18 protein-coding genes and 2 pseudogenes are annotated in these 18,333 nt (G+C 64.7%); 12 read left to right on the forward strand and 8 right to left on the reverse strand.

Going from position 1 to position 18,333, the window contains the following annotated elements; all coding sequences use genetic code 11:
• Positions 1 to 33: 33 nt before the first annotated feature.
• Positions 34 to 231 (reverse strand): annotated as a pseudogene (locus AB0J42_RS25795) (pyridoxal-5'-phosphate-dependent protein subunit beta); the annotation flags it as partial.
• Positions 232 to 266: 35 nt separating this feature from the next.
• Between AB0J42_RS25795 and AB0J42_RS25800 the strand changes: the two are divergent.
• The 4 genes from AB0J42_RS25800 to AB0J42_RS25815 all read left to right on the forward strand — a co-directional run bounded on the left by AB0J42_RS25800 (position 267) and on the right by AB0J42_RS25815 (position 4,729).
• Positions 267 to 1,757, forward strand: coding sequence for a DUF885 family protein (locus AB0J42_RS25800; RefSeq protein WP_364298654.1), 1,491 nt, complete (start codon positions 267 to 269; stop codon positions 1,755 to 1,757).
• 33 nt (positions 1,758 to 1,790) lie between these two features.
• Positions 1,791 to 3,338 carry a glutamine-hydrolyzing GMP synthase gene (gene guaA / locus AB0J42_RS25805; RefSeq protein WP_364298656.1) on the forward strand — a complete coding sequence of 516 codons (1,548 nt, stop codon included), beginning with the start codon at positions 1,791 to 1,793 and terminating at the stop codon, positions 3,336 to 3,338.
• A gap of 324 nt (positions 3,339 to 3,662) precedes the next feature.
• A complete protein-coding gene (locus tag AB0J42_RS25810; RefSeq protein WP_364298658.1) occupies positions 3,663 to 3,854 on the forward strand; it encodes a hypothetical protein in 192 nt (63 codons plus the stop codon).
• A gap of 77 nt (positions 3,855 to 3,931) precedes the next feature.
• Entirely contained in the window at positions 3,932 to 4,729 is a 798-nt protein-coding gene (locus tag AB0J42_RS25815) for a hypothetical protein (protein WP_364298660.1), read from the forward strand.
• On the opposite strand, the gene AB0J42_RS25820 is transcribed toward AB0J42_RS25815, so the two are convergent.
• Complete coding sequence (locus tag AB0J42_RS25820) at positions 4,719 to 4,964, reverse strand: hypothetical protein (protein ID WP_364298662.1); 246 nt, start codon at positions 4,962 to 4,964, stop codon at positions 4,719 to 4,721. The two genes, AB0J42_RS25815 and AB0J42_RS25820, sit on opposite strands and share 11 nt — an antisense overlap.
• Positions 4,965 to 5,065: 101 nt before the next feature.
• Between AB0J42_RS25820 and AB0J42_RS25825 the strand changes: the two are divergent.
• Positions 5,066 to 5,125 (forward strand): annotated as a pseudogene (locus AB0J42_RS25825) (hypothetical protein); the annotation flags it as partial.
• A 99-nt stretch (positions 5,126 to 5,224) separates the two neighbouring features.
• Here AB0J42_RS25825 and AB0J42_RS25830 read toward each other — a convergent pair.
• The gene (locus AB0J42_RS25830; protein WP_364298664.1) at positions 5,225 to 5,911 is read right to left on the reverse strand and encodes an RloB family protein; all 687 of its coding nucleotides are present in this window, start codon (positions 5,909 to 5,911) and stop codon (positions 5,225 to 5,227) included.
• A gap of 109 nt (positions 5,912 to 6,020) precedes the next feature.
• A complete protein-coding gene (locus tag AB0J42_RS25835) occupies positions 6,021 to 7,289 on the reverse strand; it encodes an ATP-binding protein (RefSeq protein ID WP_364298666.1) in 1,269 nt (422 codons plus the stop codon).
• A gap of 161 nt (positions 7,290 to 7,450) precedes the next feature.
• On the opposite strand from AB0J42_RS25835, the gene AB0J42_RS25840 reads away from it, so the two are divergent.
• Positions 7,451 to 8,101, forward strand: a complete 651-nt coding sequence (locus AB0J42_RS25840; RefSeq protein ID WP_364298668.1) for a protein-L-isoaspartate(D-aspartate) O-methyltransferase — start codon at positions 7,451 to 7,453, stop codon at positions 8,099 to 8,101.
• Between the two features lie 7 nt (positions 8,102 to 8,108).
• Here the strand turns inward: AB0J42_RS25840 and AB0J42_RS25845 are convergent, their stop codons facing one another.
• A complete protein-coding gene (locus tag AB0J42_RS25845; RefSeq protein ID WP_364298670.1) occupies positions 8,109 to 9,092 on the reverse strand; it encodes a CapA family protein in 984 nt (327 codons plus the stop codon).
• 103 nt (positions 9,093 to 9,195) lie between these two features.
• On the opposite strand from AB0J42_RS25845, the gene AB0J42_RS25850 reads away from it, so the two are divergent.
• Positions 9,196 to 9,630, forward strand: coding sequence for a CBS domain-containing protein (locus AB0J42_RS25850; protein WP_364298672.1), 435 nt, complete (start codon positions 9,196 to 9,198; stop codon positions 9,628 to 9,630).
• 612 nt (positions 9,631 to 10,242) lie between these two features.
• On the opposite strand, the gene AB0J42_RS25855 is transcribed toward AB0J42_RS25850, so the two are convergent.
• Positions 10,243 to 10,779, reverse strand: coding sequence for a hypothetical protein (locus AB0J42_RS25855; protein WP_364298674.1), 537 nt, complete (start codon positions 10,777 to 10,779; stop codon positions 10,243 to 10,245).
• Between AB0J42_RS25855 and AB0J42_RS25860 the strand changes: the two genes are divergently transcribed.
• From AB0J42_RS25860 to AB0J42_RS25870, 3 genes are read left to right on the forward strand one after another with little or no spacing between them, the layout of a single operon-like run.
• A complete protein-coding gene (locus tag AB0J42_RS25860; protein ID WP_364298676.1) occupies positions 10,759 to 13,407 on the forward strand; it encodes a DEAD/DEAH box helicase family protein in 2,649 nt (882 codons plus the stop codon). The two genes, AB0J42_RS25855 and AB0J42_RS25860, sit on opposite strands and share 21 nt — an antisense overlap.
• Positions 13,404 to 14,924 carry a restriction endonuclease subunit S gene (locus AB0J42_RS25865; RefSeq protein ID WP_364298678.1) on the forward strand — a complete coding sequence of 507 codons (1,521 nt, stop codon included), beginning with the start codon at positions 13,404 to 13,406 and terminating at the stop codon, positions 14,922 to 14,924. Before AB0J42_RS25860 ends, AB0J42_RS25865 begins: the two co-directional genes overlap by 4 nt.
• Entirely contained in the window at positions 14,921 to 16,426 is a 1,506-nt protein-coding gene (locus AB0J42_RS25870; RefSeq protein ID WP_364298680.1) for a class I SAM-dependent DNA methyltransferase, read from the forward strand. Before AB0J42_RS25865 ends, AB0J42_RS25870 begins: the two co-directional genes overlap by 4 nt.
• A 62-nt stretch (positions 16,427 to 16,488) precedes the next feature.
• Here AB0J42_RS25870 and AB0J42_RS25875 read toward each other — a convergent pair whose 3' ends face one another.
• A complete protein-coding gene (locus tag AB0J42_RS25875) occupies positions 16,489 to 16,695 on the reverse strand; it encodes a DUF397 domain-containing protein (RefSeq protein WP_364298682.1) in 207 nt (68 codons plus the stop codon).
• Positions 16,692 to 17,558, reverse strand: coding sequence for a helix-turn-helix transcriptional regulator (locus AB0J42_RS25880; protein ID WP_364298684.1), 867 nt, complete (start codon positions 17,556 to 17,558; stop codon positions 16,692 to 16,694). Before AB0J42_RS25880 ends, AB0J42_RS25875 begins: the two co-directional genes overlap by 4 nt.
• A 337-nt stretch (positions 17,559 to 17,895) precedes the next feature.
• On the opposite strand from AB0J42_RS25880, the gene AB0J42_RS25885 reads away from it, so the two are divergent.
• Both AB0J42_RS25885 and AB0J42_RS25890 read left to right on the forward strand, forming a co-directional pair.
• Positions 17,896 to 18,075 (forward strand): hypothetical protein, encoded by a 180-nt coding sequence (locus AB0J42_RS25885; RefSeq protein ID WP_364298686.1) that lies wholly within the window; start codon positions 17,896 to 17,898, stop codon positions 18,073 to 18,075.
• On the forward strand, positions 18,072 to 18,275 hold the full coding sequence (locus AB0J42_RS25890) for a hypothetical protein (protein WP_364298688.1): 204 nt from the start codon (positions 18,072 to 18,074) through the stop codon (positions 18,273 to 18,275). Before AB0J42_RS25885 ends, AB0J42_RS25890 begins: the two co-directional genes overlap by 4 nt.
• Positions 18,276 to 18,333 lie beyond the last annotated feature (58 nt).

An 18,333-nucleotide genomic window follows, 5' to 3' on the forward strand; every position in this document is an offset into this window, starting at 1 on the left:
GCCGCGTTGCCCCCCCGTGGCCTCCACCACGGTCGTCCCCTCGCCGATCAGCTCGTCTCGTACAGCCTGGAGAAACAGCGCCCTCGCGTGCCGGTGCCGCAGGCTCCCGGTGGGCTGCGCGGACTCGTCCTTGAGCAGCAGCCGCACCCCCGGCTCCCGGACGGGGAACTCGATCAGCGGCGTGGGCGGCCCGGCGTGCAGCGATTCGAGAGCCCGCAGTCTCCAACTCATCCCACCACCCTCTCAAGGGCGTTAGCGTCTTCGCCATGACGGAACTCCAGCCCAGATTGCGGGCCATCACCGACCTGATGGTCCCGGAAGCGCGCGAGTCAGGCGGCCGGCACGAGTACGACGGCGCCGTCCAGGACCTGTCTCCCGAGGGCGTCCGCGCCGGCCTGGCCCGGCTCGGCCACGGCGACCTGCCGGCCGACCCCCACGACGCCCGCCACCTGCAGATCTTCGAGGAAGCGCTCCGCTTCCAGCTCGGCGAGCTGGAGCTGCACCGCAAGAACCCGCTGCTCCACCTCTCCAACCTGGAGCTCGCCTGCTACGACCGCGACTACGCCCCCGAGGAGGACCGCGCCGCCGCCAAGGCCGCCCACCTCGCCCGCTGGCCGGAGGCGGTACGGCACGCGATCGCCTCGCTCGACCAGGTCAGCGCCCCCGTGGCGAAGTCCCTGCTCGGCGCGGTCAGGGGCCTGTCCGCCGGCGTCACCGACCAGGCCGCCCTGGAGGCGCACGCCCGCCTGGTCGCCCACCTCGAACACGCCGCCGAGCACGGCGACCCCGACGCCTCGCTCGGCGCCGGCGCCCTGGCCCGGCTCATGGGCACCGCGGAAGGGCTGGAGGCCGACCTGGGCAGGCTGTCGGAGCGCGCCGACGCCGAGCGCGACCGCCTCACCGCCCGCCTCGCCGACGCCTGCGACCGGCTCGGCCACGGCGGCAGGCCGCCCCTCGACGTGGTCCGCGAACTGGTCAAGCAGCACCCCGACGCCGACGGCGTGATCGAGGCGGCCCGGATCGGCACCGAGAAGGCCATCGCGTTCACCCGCGAGAAGGACCTGGTGCCCTACCACGACGGCACCTGCCTGGTCGGCATCGCCCCGGAGTCGCGCCGCTGGGCCATGGCGATGATGTCGTGGAACGCCCCCGGCGAGCCCGAGGGCCCGTCCTGGTACCACGTCACCCCGCCCGACCCGTCCTGGCCGCGGCAGGACGCCGAGGAGTGGCTGGAGGTCTTCAGCGACACCACGCTGCCTGCCATCAACGTCCACGAGGTCGCGCCCGGTCACTTCTCCCACGGCCTGGCCCTGCGCCGGGCGCCGTCCGACGTGCGGCGGCTGCTCCACTCGCTGGCGTTCATCGAGGGCTGGGCGCACTACGCCGAGGAGCTCTGTGTCGAGGAGGGCTTCGAGGCCGGCGACCCGCGCTTCGAGATCGGCGTCTGGGTCGAGGCGCTCATCCGCGTCACCCGGCTGGCCTGCGCGATCAGCGTCCACACCGGCGCGATGACCGTCGCGGACGCGGCCGCCCGCTTCGCCTCCCACACCCACCTGGCCGGCCCTGCCGCGATGGCCGAGGCCACGCGTGCCACCTTCGATCCCACGTACGGCCGCTACACCTGGGGCAAACTGGCCATCATGGACCTGCGCGAGCGGGCCAGGCAGGAGTGGGGCGCGGGCTTCACCGTTCAGCGGTTCCACAAGGCTCTGCTCGACCTCGGCGCACCGCCACTGGGTCTGCTGTCGATAGACTGAGCCCACCGCATTCGCCTTTGGGGGGTCCTTCCGGTGTCTGAGTTCGACACGGTCCTGGTGGTCGACTTCGGCGCGCAGTACGCGCAGCTCATCGCCAGGCGGGTGCGTGAGTGCCACGTCTACTCCGAGGTCGTCCCGTCGACCATGCCGGTCGAGGAGATGATGGCGAGGAACCCCAAGGCGATCATCCTGTCCGGCGGCCCCTCGTCCGTCTACGCCGACAACGCCCCCGCCGTGCCCCAGGGCCTCTTCGAGACCGGGGTGCCCACGTTCGGCATCTGCTACGGCTTCCAGGCGATGGCCCGGGCGCTGGGCGGTGAGGTGGCCCGCACGGGCGCCGCCGAGTACGGCGGCACCGCCCTGGAGGTCCTCGACGAAGGCGTGATCTTCGCGGGCCTCCCGGCCAAGCAGCGGGTCTGGATGTCCCACGGCGACAGCGTCACTGCCGCCCCCGAGGGCTTCACGGTCACCGCCACCACCCGCGAGACCCCGGTCGCCGCCTTTGAGCACCCCGGCCGCGGCCTCTACGGCGTCCAGTTCCACCCCGAGGTCCTCCACACCGAGCACGGCCAGCAGGTGCTCAAGCACTTCCTGGAGGCGGCCGGCTGCCGCCCCACCTGGACCATGCTCAACATCGTCGAGGAGTCCATCGAGGCGGTCCGCCGCCAGGTCGGCGACGGCCGCGCCATCTGCGCCCTGTCCGGCGGCGTCGACTCCGCGGTGGCCGCCGCCATCGTCCAGCGCGCCATCGGCGACCGGCTCACCTGCGTCTTCGTCGACCACGGCCTGCTCCGCAAGGGCGAGGCCGAGCAGGTCGAACGCGACTTCGTCGCCGCCACCGGAGTGCGGCTGCGCGTGGTCGACGCCGCCGACCGCTTCCTCAAGGCCCTCGAAGGCGTCACCGACCCCGAGGAGAAGCGCAAGATCATCGGCCGCGAGTTCATCCGCGTCTTCGAGGACGAGCAGCGCGCCATCATGGCCGACGGCCCCGTCGACTTCCTCGTCCAGGGCACCCTCTACCCCGACGTGGTCGAGTCCGGCGGCGGCACCGGCACCGCCAACATCAAGTCCCACCACAACGTCGGCGGTCTCCCCGACGACCTCCAGTTCACCCTGGTCGAGCCGCTGCGCACCCTCTTCAAGGACGAGGTCCGCCGCGCCGGCGAAGAGCTCGGCCTGCCCCCCGCCATGGTCTGGCGCCAGCCCTTCCCCGGCCCCGGCCTCGGCATCCGCATCGTCGGCGAAGTCACCCGCGACCGCCTCGACCTGCTCCGCGAGGCCGACGCCATCGCCCGCGAGGAGCTGTCGCGCGCGGGCCTCGACCGCGACATCTGGCAGTGCCCGGTGGTCCTCCTCGCCGACGTCCGCTCGGTGGGGGTGCAGGGCGACGGCCGTACGTACGGACACCCGATCGTGCTGCGGCCGGTGACGTCCGAGGACGCGATGACGGCCGACTGGTCGCGCGTGCCGTATGACGTCCTGTCGCGCATCTCCACCCGCATCACCAACGAGGTCCCGGACGTCAACCGAGTCGTTCTCGACATCACCAGCAAGCCCCCGGGCACCATCGAGTGGGAGTAACCCACCTGTCTAATTCGCTTGAATAAGCGCATCTCCCCTTCAACCCCTGAAAGTGGTTCACTGGGGTCAGGCTGAGTCTTCCGCCGTGTAGGGGACCGTCATGGATGGCGCCGCACTGTCCGCATTAGCCGCCGCCCTGGGTGCGGGGCTGGTGGAAGCCATGACGACAGACGCCTGGCACGCGGCACGTGACCGTATCTCGCGCATATTCGGCCGTGGAAGCGCGGCCCGGGAAGGCGAGACGTCGAGTGCGACAGCATTCATTACCGCGGCGTCCGGGTCATCGACTACGTCCATCCGCACGTCTACGCGCTGGCGTCAGCCGTGGTGGAGGATTTCGTCGCCGCAGGTGAAGCCCTGACCCGGCTGGCTCCCCGGAAAGAACCACAGGGGGAAGTGCCGCCCTGGCTCGACAGCGCCATTCAGGAGTACGTACGGAATGTGCTTCCCGGCGACGCCCCGATGCTGGAGGCGCTGCGCCGGCTCCAGGCCGACACGTATGCGGAGGCCGAATGAACCTCCGGGTGGAGGGCAGCGAGATCGACTTACACGAGGTCGGCGGGGTCACGATTCACGTCGTCAAGAACCGGGCCTTGGAACGGCTGCTCTTCAACCGGAATCTCCTGGGAAAAGAGTTCCGCGACGCCTGCCTCGCCGCGAGCATGTGCTTCGTCCGTCACCTCGCCGACGAATACGAAGCCTCCGACACGGCCGAGCTTCTCGTCCTGAGCAAAGGCCTGGTGTACCAGCTTTCGAGTGCGGTGTCCCAGGAGACCGGATCCGATATCCCCACGAACCTGATCGCGACCTCTCGCATCGTCGTCGCGGGCCACTCAGCGAAGGTGTCCGTCACGTACTCACAACTGGAGGCGCCCGCGCGCACGCTCCTGATCGGCGACACCGTGGCGTCGGGAGCGACCATCGTCGAATCCCTCAAGGTCTACCTGGCGAAATACGAGCTTGAGCGGGTCTACGTGCTCTCCTACGCCGGGACCGGGGTGGGGGCGCAGCGCATCGCCAGGTTCTGCCGGCAGCACTCCGTCGAATGCGTCTTCCTCTACGGCCTGGCGGTGTTCGGCCTCGGCGACAACGGGTTCGACCTGTCCTTCCTCCATCCCGACACCATCGCCGACGCTGAGCACAAGGAGCGCGCGCGGGCCCAGTTCGGCGGGCATCCCGTCTCGGCGGTGGGCTGGGACTTCGGGGCCCAGGCGATGGCGCCGCGCAAATACCGCCAGCTCTGCTGGATCGAGGCAGAACTCTGGGGCCTGCACGGCGCCGACTGCTTCACGGTGGCGACGAAGCCTCCGGACCTCAGCGACCTGATGCACGAATGGCCTGCGTACGCGCACCGATACGCCGTACCTGCCCGGTGTCGGCCTATGCCCTGACGTTTTCGAGGACCCCCCACAACACGGCCGCCTGCACGAAACCGGCCGCGTCCATGGCGATCATCCAGCGCCACCCGCTCAGGCGGGTTCGGGAGACGACGTAACTCAGGGGAAGCGTCACCACGGCCTGCGCCATGATGAAACCGTCGGGCACGCCGCGTTTCGACGTGAACCAGCCGACGGTCCCCAGGAGCACGACAAGTGCGGCGTAACTCACTGCTATCCAGGTGGCCACGGCTTCGACCGTAAGGGCTGTCAGAGGCTTGTGGACGGGATAGCCGCGGGGGTCGGCGAGGACTGCATCGTGCTGCGGCTGGTGACGTCCGATGTGACGCGATGACGGCCGACTGGTCTCGGGTGCCGCACGACGTGCTGTGGCGCATCTCCACCTGGATCACCAACGGGGTCCCGGACGTCAATCGAGTGGTGCTCGACATCACCAGCAAGCCCCGGGCACCCCCGAGTGGGAGTGATCCCGCCAGCCCAGGGCGTGAGTCAGGGCTTCACGATGCCCAGCCTGACGATGAGACGCCACATGTCGGTGGAGGGATCACGGTGGAGAACCGGGCAGTCAGAGGCATGCCCGGAGCGAGCCGCCCACTCTGCGTGAGACGGGGGCATGGTGTTCTCGCGGCCGGGCGCCAACGTAGCCCGGCCCGGTTTGCAGAATCCGTGCGGGCAGGAAGCGACCAAACGTCTGGCGTGCGCCACCGCGTTCCCCTCCCGGCCTCTCAAGGCATCACGCCGAGGCCCCTTGACGCTCTTGTCGCCCCTCTTGTCGTAGTCCTTGAACGCGTCGGCACCCTTGGCATGCCGCAGCTTCTCGATCACGAGCTTGCTGCTGCCGCTCTGTGCTCCTCCGAACGTCTGGAAATGCAGCAGCAGCCACAGGTCGAATGATGGATGCGAGAACGCCAGCTCGACCCCCGACTCGGCTGCGTTCCTGACCGCCCGAGCGATGTCATCCCACTCGTCCCGGTCGAAGAGAGCCCATGCCTCGTCCTCGCCGGCAGCTTTACTTGCCTCTTCGACCACCTCAGAAGGCGTCAGTCCGTTCCGGCGGTAGACCGGCTGGATGCGAAAAGGCTGCCTGTCCTGACCGTCGCCGTTACCGAACTGCTCGTTCAGATACTGCAGATAGTCCGGTTCCGTGGATTCACCTTCACAGGCCACGTACAGCACCTGTACTTCACGGGAGCGAGGGCTGGGCCTGCGGACCAAGGGACGTTCGTCTTCGAGGTCTCCGCGCCTTTCCGCCGTCCCCGATCCTGCTCTCTCTTGTCCCGTCTACTCACGCCTTCGCCTCTTGCCAGGACACTTCGCGGACGATCTCCCCGGCGGTCACCCGGGGCACCCCACCGTAACGTCCCCGCAGATAGCCGCGTTCGAGGTTCTCCTCCTTACGTGGTTTGGCCGCTGTGAGGGGATACAGCTCAGTTTCTCCGGACTGCTGCTTCACCGTGATCCACACCTGATCTCGGTTGAGGGGACGGTCCAGAACCTCACTGCCCAGCAACGTCGCATCGTGCGTGGTGAAAATCAGCTGGGCGCCCCTCGGATTGGACGAGGGGTCCTGGAAGACGCGTACGACCTCAGCGGCCAGCGTGGGATGCAGGCTCGAATCCAGTTCGTCCACGAGCAGGACCGCGCCCTGATCCAGCACCGTCAGCATGGGGCCCAGGAACGCGAACCAGGCGTGGGTGCCTAGAGACTCTTCCGTGCTGAAGTCCAGCGGCGTCTCTCCACCGTCTGCTGTACGGTGCCACAACCTGATTTCCCCGGTCTCGGGATCAGTGTCGAGGCGGGTGACACCCAGGTCAGCTGATTGCAGCAACTGCACGATGCGGTGGTGGTAGGAATCTACGCCACCTGGATGAGCTAGGAGGTGTCGTGTCTGGCTCGCCCGGGAGCGGATGTCTCTTCCCGGTGTCATCAGCCGCAGGTTTACGAGGAACCAGCGATATATCTCTGTCAATTGGGGATCATTGAGAGTCGCGCCGACGGAGAGGAACAAGGCGTTGGGGCGGGTCAGTTCGACCAGCGCCTCCCGCTTCCCTTTGAACCCCTCGCCCCGGAAGATGAACTCTCCGCCCTCCGCCTGCGGACGCCCCGCCTCCCGATCGAACCAGACGTTGCGGCGGCCGTGTGGGTATGCGTGCAGCCACTCGGCCTCCACCCGCTCGTCCGACAGCTCGAAACCATAGGTGTACCGGACAGGCTCCGGGCCCAAGACAAGATCTACTTCGAACAGGGTCGTCTCCCGGCGAGACGTGTGGTCGAGCTTGAAGGGCTGGCGGGGAACTGCTCCGGGTGTCTTTGCCCAGTCGGCGAAAGATCCCCGCACCGCATCACGCATGAGCTGGAAGGCATCGAGCAGGTTCGACTTGCCCGACGCGTTGGCTCCGAACACTCCAAGCACCGGATGAAGTGAAACGGCACGTCCTCGGTGCTTCAGACCGGTCTCGCGGGCCGCTCCTTCATCGAACTCCGTAGCGATCAAGGACAGCTCGTACTCATCGCGGAGGGAGCGATGGTTGGCGACACGAAAACGGATCAGCACCGTGGACCTCCTATCGAGACAAGTCCATCTCCACCGTCATCAAGCTGTTAGTGCGGGAATCCTGCGTGTAACAGCTTAAGGCGCACTCATGTCAGGTGCCAGGTGGCGAGCCCCAGAAGTGCGACTGGTAGCTGTTAGCGGCTGGCGGCCGGGGGTAGCCGATGGGCGAGGGCCGCGAGATGATGCGCACGCTGGAAGAGGTCGTTCGGCAGAAGGGGATGACCGATCCCCGGCTGCTGGACGCTCTTGCCGCCACGCCACGGGAGCTGTTCGTGCCGCCCGACGTGGCCTGGCGCGCCCAGTTCGACGAGCCGATCCCGATTGGTCACGGGCAGCCGACCTCGCAGCCGTCGCTGGTCGCCGAGATGATCGACGCGTTGCGGCTCACGGGGACGGAGAAGGTCCTGGAGATCGGCACCGGGTACGGCTATCAGACCGCGCTGCTGGCCCACATGGCCGCCCGGGTCTATTCGGTGGAGCGCCATGCCGACCTGGCCGAGCACGCCCGCGCCAACCTTGCCGCGGCCGGCGTGACCAACGCCGAGGTGCTGGTCGGCGACGGCACCGCCGGGCTGCCCGAGCACGCGCCCTTCGACGCCGTCATCGTGTCGGCCGCCGCCCCGGAGGTGCCCGCGCCGCTGGCCTCCCAACTGGCCGAGGGCGGGCGGCTCGTCATACCGGTTGTGAGGGAGACATCCGACATCGTCACGCTCTACACCAAACGGCGGGGCGAGTTGGTGGAGCTACGTCGCCTGACACCCGCCTGGTTCGTCCCCCTCATCGGCGAACACACCCCGGCCGCCGACACCTGAACCGGCGTCACCCTCCGTGCTTGCCCCGCAGGTCCACGACGAGCAGGTCGTCCTCCCAGGCGGCCGGCGTGCCGAGCGCCTGGCACGCGCTGATGAACCGCCTCCCGAGCCAGGCCCGGTCCTCACCCTCGGCCAAAACCGTCCGGCAGTAGCCCAGTTTGAGCGGCACAGCACGCAACCGCAGCGGCCCGAGCTCGTCGATCGTCACCAGGAACAGCAGCGACAGGTCGTTGCGCAGCACCGTGTCCACCGCGTAATCGTCGAGAAAGTCACCCATGTCGTACAGCACCGGCGGCGCCACCCCGTGTGCGACGTGCGCGGAATGACCGGCGATCAGCGTCGCCCCGGCGTCGGCCAGGATCGTCGCCGCGACGCGGATGTACGGTTGCGGCGCGGCCGTCATGTTGGGCCCCCAGTGCGGGCTGACCAGCACCGCGTCCGTCTCCGTACGCATTCTCGCCACCATGTCCGTCAGCCAGCCGGGGACGCCGGTGGTCAGGTCGGCGTAGGCGACACCGGGCTCGTCGGGGGTGGCCGCGTAGTCCTCCGGGTGGTCGGTCACGGAGATCACGGCGATGCGCAGCCCTCCCACGGTGAGCACGACCGGCTCGCGCGCCTCGGCCAGCGTCGCGCCCGCACCCGCCGCACGGATCTCCAGGCGTTCGAGATGCGTACGAGTGTCGAGCAGCGCGTCGTACCCGTAGTCCAGCGCGTGGTTGTTGGCCAGCGTGACACAACTGACGCCCAGCTCCGCCAGCAGGTCGACGGCCTGCGGCGGCGCGCGGAAATGGAAGACCTTGCCCGGCGCGAACCACAGACTGCCGCGGTCGGAGACGCAGCACTCCAGGTTGAGCAGGACGGCGTCGGCCTCATCCAGGTACTCGCGGACGCCGTAGGAGATGTACGTGTCAGGATCGGTGGATTTGGCGAGGAGGTCCGCGACGCCACGACCGAGCATCGTGTCCCCCGCCAGCGCGAGCGTGACAGTCACGACGTTCCTCTGCCCCCGATGACGTGCCCAAACGTGGCATGATCCGCTGCCTGGGGGTAGGGCGTCTGATGGAAGCACCAGCGACCTTCTCGGGGAGGCAGCGATGAGCGCACCGGGAATCGGCAAGACGGTTCAGGACGTGATGCACCAAGGGGCGGAGTGCGTCGGCGAGAACGACAGCCTGCGCAAGGCCTCGCAGATGATGCGTGACCTGTCGGTCGGCGCGCTGCCGATCTGCGGCGAAGACGACCGGCTCAAGGGCATCATCACCGACCGTGACATCGTGATCAAGTGCTGTGCCGAGGGCAAGGACCTCGACAACACCACAGCAGGCCAGCTCGCCCAGGGCCTGGTGTGGGTAGACGCCACCAGCAGCGTCGAAGACGCCCTGGAGAAAATGGAGCAACACCAGATCAAGCGGCTGCCCGTGATCGACAACAAGCGGATCGTGGGCATGGTCACCGAGGCCGACCTGGCCAAGGAACTCCCCGACAACAAGCTCGCGGAGTTCGTCCACCGGATCTACGCACCCTCCTGACCCGCCCGCGTTCAGTAGGAAAGGTGTAGAACTCCGGTGCTGACCGGCACCGGAGTTCGTGTGAGTCGCGGGCGATGGGCCACGTGACAAGTAGCTCCCATCTTTTCGTCGGTTGCGTGCGTCATAAGAGCTGAGGCTTGCCGCACGGTCAGAATGCGCTATTTCGATAGCGGCCTGATCGGTATGTGAGGTAGCCTGCAAGGCTCTGTTGATCACGGTCACGATGAACAGGTGGGGCGTTCAATGACGAGCACGCACATCGAGGAGTTGTCGGAACGCTCGTCCAACTTCGGGTTTCTGCTTCCTCATGAGCCCATGCTGGTCCTGGACGGCACCTCCGCTGAGTCGCACGTCTACACTGACCCTGACGCGGCGATGTATAAGGCCAGGCGCTTCGCCGAGATCCTCGCCAAGCTGCTGGTCAGGCTCACCAACACGGCAGTTGGGCAGAACAACCAGAATGCCCGCATCATCGCCTTGACCAGGGCCGGAGTTCTGGTCCCGTCGATCAGCCAGGCGTTCCACAAGATCCGCGATTCCGGAAACCGTGCCGTTCACACTCATTACGGGGATGTCCGAGTTGCCCTTAAGTGTGTGAAACTCTGCTTCGAACTAGGGGTCTGGTTTCATCGGGCGCTTTGTCCGGATGACGAGCGAACGTTCGCATTTGTTCCACCAGTCGAGCCGGTGGCAGCCGAGGCGATGAATGCGGCGGATCAGGCACAGCTCGACCAGCTCCGCGAGGAACTTGAAGCTCACCGTGAGCGCCTGGCTGAGGTCCTGGTTATCCGGGACGAAAAGGCGACGCTGCTGGAGGCAGAGGCACGCGCACGCGCCGAAGCCCAGCGAGCTCTTGAGCAGGCGACTGCGGATCGTGACCGACTCAGCCTGCTTCTGGAGCAGATGTACGAGCGCGTGGCCGACATGCAGAGCGCGTTCGACCAGAACCTCAAAAAGATCAAAAAGCCGACGCCGGCCGAGCGGGACAACCTCATCGCACGGGCCGTACGAGTCGCCCGGCAACCTCGCACGGAACGAGAGGTCCGCGAAGAAGTCGACCGGATGCTCGTGTCCGCAGGGTGGCTCGTCCAGGACGCCGGCCAGGAGAACCTGTACGCGGGTGACGGCGTGGCGGTTCGTGAAGCCCACACCGCACGTGGTCCCGCCGACTACCTCCTCTACGTGGACCGCAAGCTGGTCGGCGTGGTCGAAGCCAAGCGCGAGGGCACGGCGCTCAGGGCGGTCGAGGGGCAGTCGGCTCGCTACGCCGGAGGATTGACCGCGTCCCAGCAGTTGCAGGCCTGGCGCATCCCGCTCCCGTTCCGCTACGAGACGACCGCGACCGAGACGCACTTCACCAACACCCTCGACCCCAACCCCCGCTCCCGTGAGGTCTTCTCCTTCCACCGGCCGGAGACGCTTGCCCGCTGGATGCGCGCGGCGGACGAGGACCCGGAGACTCCGACACTCCGCGCCAAGCTGCACAGCGGCCTGCCCGAACTGCTGACCAAAGGACTCCGGCCGGCACAGGAGCGAGCAGTCAAAGGGCTTGAGCAGTCGCTGCAACGGAACGAGCCGCGTTCCCTGATCCAGATGGCGACGGGAGCCGGGAAGACCTACACCGCCGTTACCTCCTCCTACCGGCTGCTCAAGCACGCGGGAGCGTTCCGGATTCTGTTCCTGGTGGACCGGAACAACCTGGGCAAGCAGGCCCTTACCGAGTTCACCAACTACGTCACTCCCGACGACGGCCGGAAGTTCAGCGAGCTGTTCAACGTGCAGCGGCTGGCGGGCGCCGACATGCTCGGGTCCTCCAAGGTCGTGATCTCCACGGTTCAACGCCTGTACGCGATGCTCAAGGGCAGGGACGTGCCGTCGCCGGACGCCGAGTACGAGGAGTTCGACTCGTACGACGTCGATGAGGTGGTCGGCGTCGAGTACAACCCGGACGTGCCTCCGGAGACGTTCGACCTGATCATCGTGGACGAGTGCCACCGCTCGATCTACGGACTCTGGCGGGCCGTGCTGGAGTACTTCGACGCGTTCGTCGTCGGCCTCACCGCGACACCGGTCGCCCAGACCTTCGGCTTCTTCCACCAGAACTTGGTCAGCGAGTACACCTACACCGAGGCTGTCGCTGACGGGGTGAACGTCGACTTCAACGTGTACCGGATCCGCACCGAGATCGGCGAGAACGGCGCGACCATCCCATCGGGCATCGTGGTGCCCAAACTCGACCGCAAGACGCGCGAGCAGCGGTACGAGGAACTTGACGACGAGTACGCGTACACGAGCCGCCAACTCGGCCGGAAAGTCGTCAGCAAAGGCCAGCTCAAGCTCGTCCTGGAGACGTTCCGGGACCGGCTGTTCACCGAGATCTTCGCCCGCCAACCCGGTCAGCCCGAGCGCAGGTACGTGCCCAAGACGCTCATCTTCGCCGTGGACGAGAACCACGCCGAGGAGATCGTCGCCACCGTCCGCGAGGTCTTCAACGAGAGCAACGAGTTCTGCCAGAAGATCACCTACACGGTGAAGAACTCCGACAAGCTGATCGCCGCCTTCCGCAACAGCCCCGAGCTGCGCATCGCCGTCACCGTCAACATGATCGCCACAGGGACCGACATCAAGCCCCTGGAATGCGTCTTCTTCCTCAACGAGGTGAAGAGCTGGGCCATGTTCGAGCAGATGAAAGGCCGCGGGGCCCGCAGCATCGACCCCGACGAGCTGCGGTCGGTAACGCCTGACGTCGCGGCCAAGGACCGGTTCATCCTGGTCGACGCCGTGGGGGTCACGGACTCCGAGCGGGTGGACGCCTCACCGCTGGAGAAGCAGACCGAGAAGCAGATCAGCCTCGCCAAGCTGCTGAAGAAGGCGGGCACGCTGGGCCTGTCCCTGGACGAGGCGTCCACGCTCGCCTCTCGGATCTCCCGCCTCGACAAGCAGATCACTCCGGAGGAGCGCGCTGAGCTGGAGCAACTCGGTGGCCGGCCGCTGACCGAGGTCGTGCGGAGCTTGTCCAGGTGCAACGACCCCGACGCGATCGAGGAGGCCCGGCGTTCCGGGCCGGGCTGGGAACACCGGCTCATCGAGAAGGCCGCCGAACCGCTCGCCGACCCCGAGTTCCGGCAGCGGCTGCTGGACATCCGGCGGGCGCACGATGTGGTGTATGACGAGGTCAACCCGGACGCTCTCCTCGAAGCCGGGGGAGTGGAGCGGAGCAAGATCGCTGAGCGGGTGGTGACCTCGTGGGCCGCCTATGTCCAGGAGCACAAGGACGAGCTGACAGCGCTGGAGATCGCCTATCGCAGTGGGCAGAGCGGGCGTGAGGTGTACCGGCAGCTCAAGGAGCTCTCCTCGCGGCTGGCCCGGCCGCCGTACCAGTGGACGCCTGATCGGCTGTGGGAGGCGTACGAAATCCTCGGCAAGACGGCGGCCAGGCCGGGCGTACGGTACGGCGCCGCCGACCTGATCCAGCTCATCCGGTACGAGCTGCGCCTGGTCGATGGGGAGCCACGGCCGCATCGCAGCGTGATCGAAGAACGTTTCGCGGCGTGGCTCGCCCGGCAGGAACAGGCCGGCGTACGGTTCACCGGCGGTCAAGTGTGGTGGCTGGAGCGAATTCGCGATGTGGTCGCGACGAGCGCCACCTTCGACCACAATGACTTGGACGAAGTACCGTTCACCGAGCGCGGCGGCACCGACGGCTTCCTCCGTGCTTTCGGCGACGACAACGCGGAAACCATCCTCACCGACCTGAATCGAGACCTCACCGCATGACCGATCTGCCTTACGGATGGGCCCTAACTACTTTGGGCGAGATCGCAGAAACTATGCTTGGAAAGATGCTCGACCGGAAGGAATACACCGGTGAGCATGCAGTTCCGTATCTTCGCAACGTCAACGTTCAATGGGGGCAGATCGATCTCGATGACGTCCTGACAATGGACATTCATCCGGATCAGCGAGACATCTATGAGCTTCGCCAAGATGATCTCTTGATATGCGAGGGGGGCGAAGTCGGTCGCTGTGCCGTGTGGCGTTCTCCGTCAGGGTATATGGCCTTTCAGAAAGCGCTCCATCGAGTGCGCCCCTATGGTGGTATTGATTCGATCTATCTGCGGTATCTGCTAGAGCATCTCAGCTCCAGTGGCCAGCTAGCGCGCTTCACTACTGGTAGTACGATCAAGCATCTTCCGCAAGAACAGCTCCGGAAAATTCCGGTTCCTATGGCTCCTTTGGGGGAGCAGCGACGCATAGTTGAGGTGCTCGAAAGCTGCCTTTCTCGCCTCGATGCTGGTGCAGCAGTACTTGATCGCCTGGCCTTGCGTACATCATCACTTGTGCAAAGTGCAACTCATCTGGGAGTTTGCGGGGAGCTCTCTCAACGAGGGTCAGAAAGCCTAGATGTGTGGGTAGAGAATCTGCGCACCAAAAGGTCGGAGCTCTCGTCGCGAGACAGGAGGCCAGCGCAAGCTTCGACTATCCCCGGCTATATTCTTCCTACTGGGTGGAGGATGCTCAGCCTGGACTCCCTCAGCTATGCAAGCAGCTATGGCACTTCTACAAAATGTGATCACGGCGCTGCAGGGGATCCGGTCCTTCGTATACCGAATATCCGCAATGGCGAGGTCGACCTCCGCGATATAAAAAAAGCCGTTGATGAAACAGTCGATCTTAGTGGTTTCTATGTTTCACCGGGTGATATTCTTTTTATTCGCACCAACGGAAGTCCGAATCTCATAGGGCGTGCAGCGATCGTTCGGGATTCACTTGAGTATGCTTTCGCTTCTTACCTGATTAGATTCCGGCTCGTCTCGAAGGATATTCTTCCTGAGTGGGTTTTGACAGTTGTGTCGAGTCCGCTATGGCGCTCGTATCTCCAGGAAAAGTCCGCATCTTCCGCTGGTCAGTATAATCTGAGTGCCCAAGCGCTTTCCTCTGTCCCAATTCCTCTACCGCCCCGAGATGAAATAGTTGATATTCTTGCCAGCTTGGATCAGCTAAGAAGTTTCACTGCTAAAGTAGACAATGAACTAGCGCAGGGGAAGCGTCGTGCGTGTTTGATGCGAAAGTCGCTCCTGGCTCAGGCATTTGAAGGTAGACTTGTTCCGCAAGACCCCTCGGACGAGCACGCTTCAGAACTGCTGAAGAGAATAAGGCAAAACACTAGCCTTCGGGCCACTCGGAAGCGTCCAACCATCCGCACAAGATCTAAAACACATACACCCGAGCTTGACGCTATGCCGATCCCGCTTCCAATCACGAACCCGCCTACTCAGGAGACCCTGTTGTGAGCACCGCAGAGACCAAACGGCTGGTCGCTAAGCTGTGGAACTACTGTGACGTCCTCCGCGATGATGGCGTCTCCACCATTGACTATGTCGAGCAATTGACATACCTACTGTTCCTGAAGATGGCTCATGAGCGCGTGAATCGCAAATTCAATCCGGACGCATCGCTTGCTGGCCTCGCGGCGCGGTGGCAGCAGCTCGTGGATGCCGAGGCCAATGCTCTTGAGGACACGTACCGCCACACCTTGTATAGCCTTGGGCGTCAGCCTGGCACATTGGGCGTTATCTTCCGTAAAGCGCAGAATAGAATCCAAGATCCAGCCAAGCTGAAAAAGCTCATTGTTGACCTGATCGACAAGGAGAATTGGTCGAGTCAAGGGGCTGATGTCAAGGGCGATGCCTATGAGGAGTTGCTTGCCAAAGGGGCCGAAGACATCAAAACAGGGGCCGGCCAGTACTTCACTCCGCGTGCTTTGATTTCGGCGATGGTGGATTGCGTTCAGCCGGGTCCAGATGACTCGATCGCCGACCCGGCCTGCGGTACTGGTGGATTTCTCCTAGCTGCTCATGATTATATCGTAGAGCGCTACGGCTCCATGCTGACGCCTGAACAACGTGACCGGCTCAGTTCAGGCGCTATTGCCGGAACGGAGTTGGTGGACGGCACTGCACGGCTTGCGGCGATGAACATGCTGGTTCATGGGATTGGCAAACCTAATGGCGCTTCGCTGATCGATGTTCGAGACGGCCTGGCGGAAGCGCCGGCACGGCACTACAGCGTGGTGTTGGCCAATCCGCCGTTCGGCAAGAAGTCCTCCATAACAGTGATCGGTGAGAACGGCCGGGCGGACCGGGAGGCGATCTCCTACACCCGCCAGGACTTCTGGACCACGACTACCAACAAGCAGCTCAACTTCGTCCAGCACATCGCATCGATGCTCGCCATCCCCGGCCGCGCCGCGGTAGTTCTACCGGACAACGTGTTGTTCGAGGGCGGGGCGGGTGAGACGGTGCGGAGTCGCCTGCTCAAGCAGTTCGACGTTCACACGATGCTCCGGCTGCCAACCGGCATCTTCTACGCCGGCGGGGTCAAGGCCAACGTGCTGTTCTTCGACAAGAAGGAAGCTCGCCCTGGTCAGCCGTGGACGGAAACACTCTGGGTGTACGACTTCCGTATCGGCCAGCACTTTACCCTCAAGCAGAACCCCCTCCGCCGTGAGCACCTGGACGACTTCGTCAACTGCTACCGGCCCGGCGAGCCGCGCTCGACCCGAGTGGAGACCGAGCGGTTCCGTCCGTTCAGCTACGACGAGTTGATCGCACGGGACAAGATCAACCTCGACATCAGTTGGCTGAAGGACCCGGCCCTGGAGGACGCCGACTCCCTGCTTCCGCCTGAGGTGATCGCGCAGGAGATCGTGGAGGACCTGGAGGCAGCTTTGAGCGAGTTCGCGGCCATCGCAGAGGTGCTGCAACAATCCCGGGCGAAATTGCCGGAATCATAGTCGTTGCCGGTTGAGCCGCTGGCCATTGGGTTGGCGCGGCGACTCAACCTCTGCTTCGCAGGTCAGTGAAGGAGACTGCCGTCCTTGATAGCAGCCGTGAACTTGCTGAATGCCTCGCTGTCGAAGACGAGCATGGGGCCACTCGGGTCCTTGCTGTCTCGCATTGCGATGCGGCCATTGGCTAGCGGGGCGACTTCGACACAGTTTCCACCGTCAGTGCTGTAACTACTCTTGCGCCATGCGATGTGTTGCTCTGAAAAGTCAGTCATCTCGCTGCTTCCTCCAACCAGGTGAGAGATGCTATAAAGGCAGCCGACTGGTCTGGATCGAGTGCCTGTGCGCTCAATTGGATGAACATCATCGAGTAGCAATCCAGCTCGTTCGGCTCTTCCAGGACCAGGCCGCTGGTCCTCTGCTCAAGATAGACCACGTCTGGGTCTTTGGAGTCAGGAAACTCAAGGATGCTGAACTCGCCGTCAAGCGCCACATGAGCACCTGCCGAGAAGGGGAGAACCTGCAACGTTATGTTAGGTAGCTTGCCCATGGATATAAGGGCATCTCGTTGCTCAGCCATGGTCTCTGATCCTCCCACGTTTCGTCGCAGAACTGCTTCATCAAGAATGGCATGCAGCGTCATAGGGGCTGTGCGAGTGAGCAGCTCTTGTCGGCTCAAGCGGACTGCTATCTTCTTCTCCAATATATCTGCAGGTGTCTGTCCCGCAGCGATAGTGTTGATTACTGCGCGCGCGTAAGCCTCTGTTTGAAGAAGGCCGGGCACAACTTGGCTCTGATATGTTCGGATCCCCCTGGCGTCGTTTTCTAGGCCAATATACGAGTCGAAGCCTCGTTTGAAGGTGTCGCGGTGTCGGTGCCACCAGCCCTTCAGTCGTGATTGGCGTGCCATATCGCTTAGCTCTGCACGCAGATCCTCGTCTGAGACCCCGTATATATCGAGGAGGTCGGCGACGTCACCGTGGTGGACGCTGACCTGTCCTGTCTCAATTCGGGACATTTTGGTCGCCGACCAGTGAAGCTGGGCTGCTACCTCATCTGCGCGTAGCTGTGCCGCTTCTCTCAAGCGCCGTAGCTCGTGGCCCAAGCGTCGTCGTCGCGCCGTAGGGCTGGTGGACATGGCCCTCCTTGTGCTTGGCACCCAGTTTCGCCATCTGCGGCAAGTTGCGCAAACGCATTCAATTTATGTCACTTGCTTGAACGCAATTGCGCGTACGCGATTGCTCGGCCATGCTTGAGCGTACCAAGAAGCAAGGGGTGCAGTACCTAAAACAGCATATGAACCCTTTGTCCTGAATTCCCTAGCACCGCACGGCCGAGAGAAGGCGGAGCGAGTGATGCGACGAAAGCGAAGGCAAGACGGGCTGGAACGATCCAAAACGACCCGGGAAGAGAAGCAATTTCACTACCTGACACAACTCGCGTGGGGTCTCGCGAGGCGCGGCCTGACTGTTTCGGTGCAGTTGCCGAGGCGTGATGAGCCGTGCGTCGCGGTCCAGCGGGTGTCGGGGCCACTGCTCGTACGGGCCTCCCTGCGGGGCGAAAGGTGGGTGTTCTCGTGGGGGCGAGGCCGTGACCGGTGGGTGGACGCGCAGGACGAGAGCGCCTGCGAGCGGGTATGGGAGGTGGCCCAGTGACTGAGCGAGCCTTGATGGACCTGACGATCCCCGGAAGCCCAGCTTGGGTCTGCCTGGTTCGCCGCTGGGTGGCCGACGCACTGACGGTGGCAGGGCATCACGACGTGGACGGGGCCCGGCTCATCGCGAGCGAGCTGGCGGGGAACGCGGTCCTCCACACCGGCAGGGTCGAAGCGTTCTCAGATGGTGAGACCGAGTAGCTGAAGGCCGTCGGCTGGGTGGCTGCGGTAGTGATCGGTGGCGGCGGCGATGTTGGTC

The organism is Nonomuraea sp. NPDC049649 (genome assembly GCF_040675175.1).
Taxonomy (GTDB): Bacteria; Actinomycetota; Actinomycetes; order Streptosporangiales; family Streptosporangiaceae; genus Nonomuraea.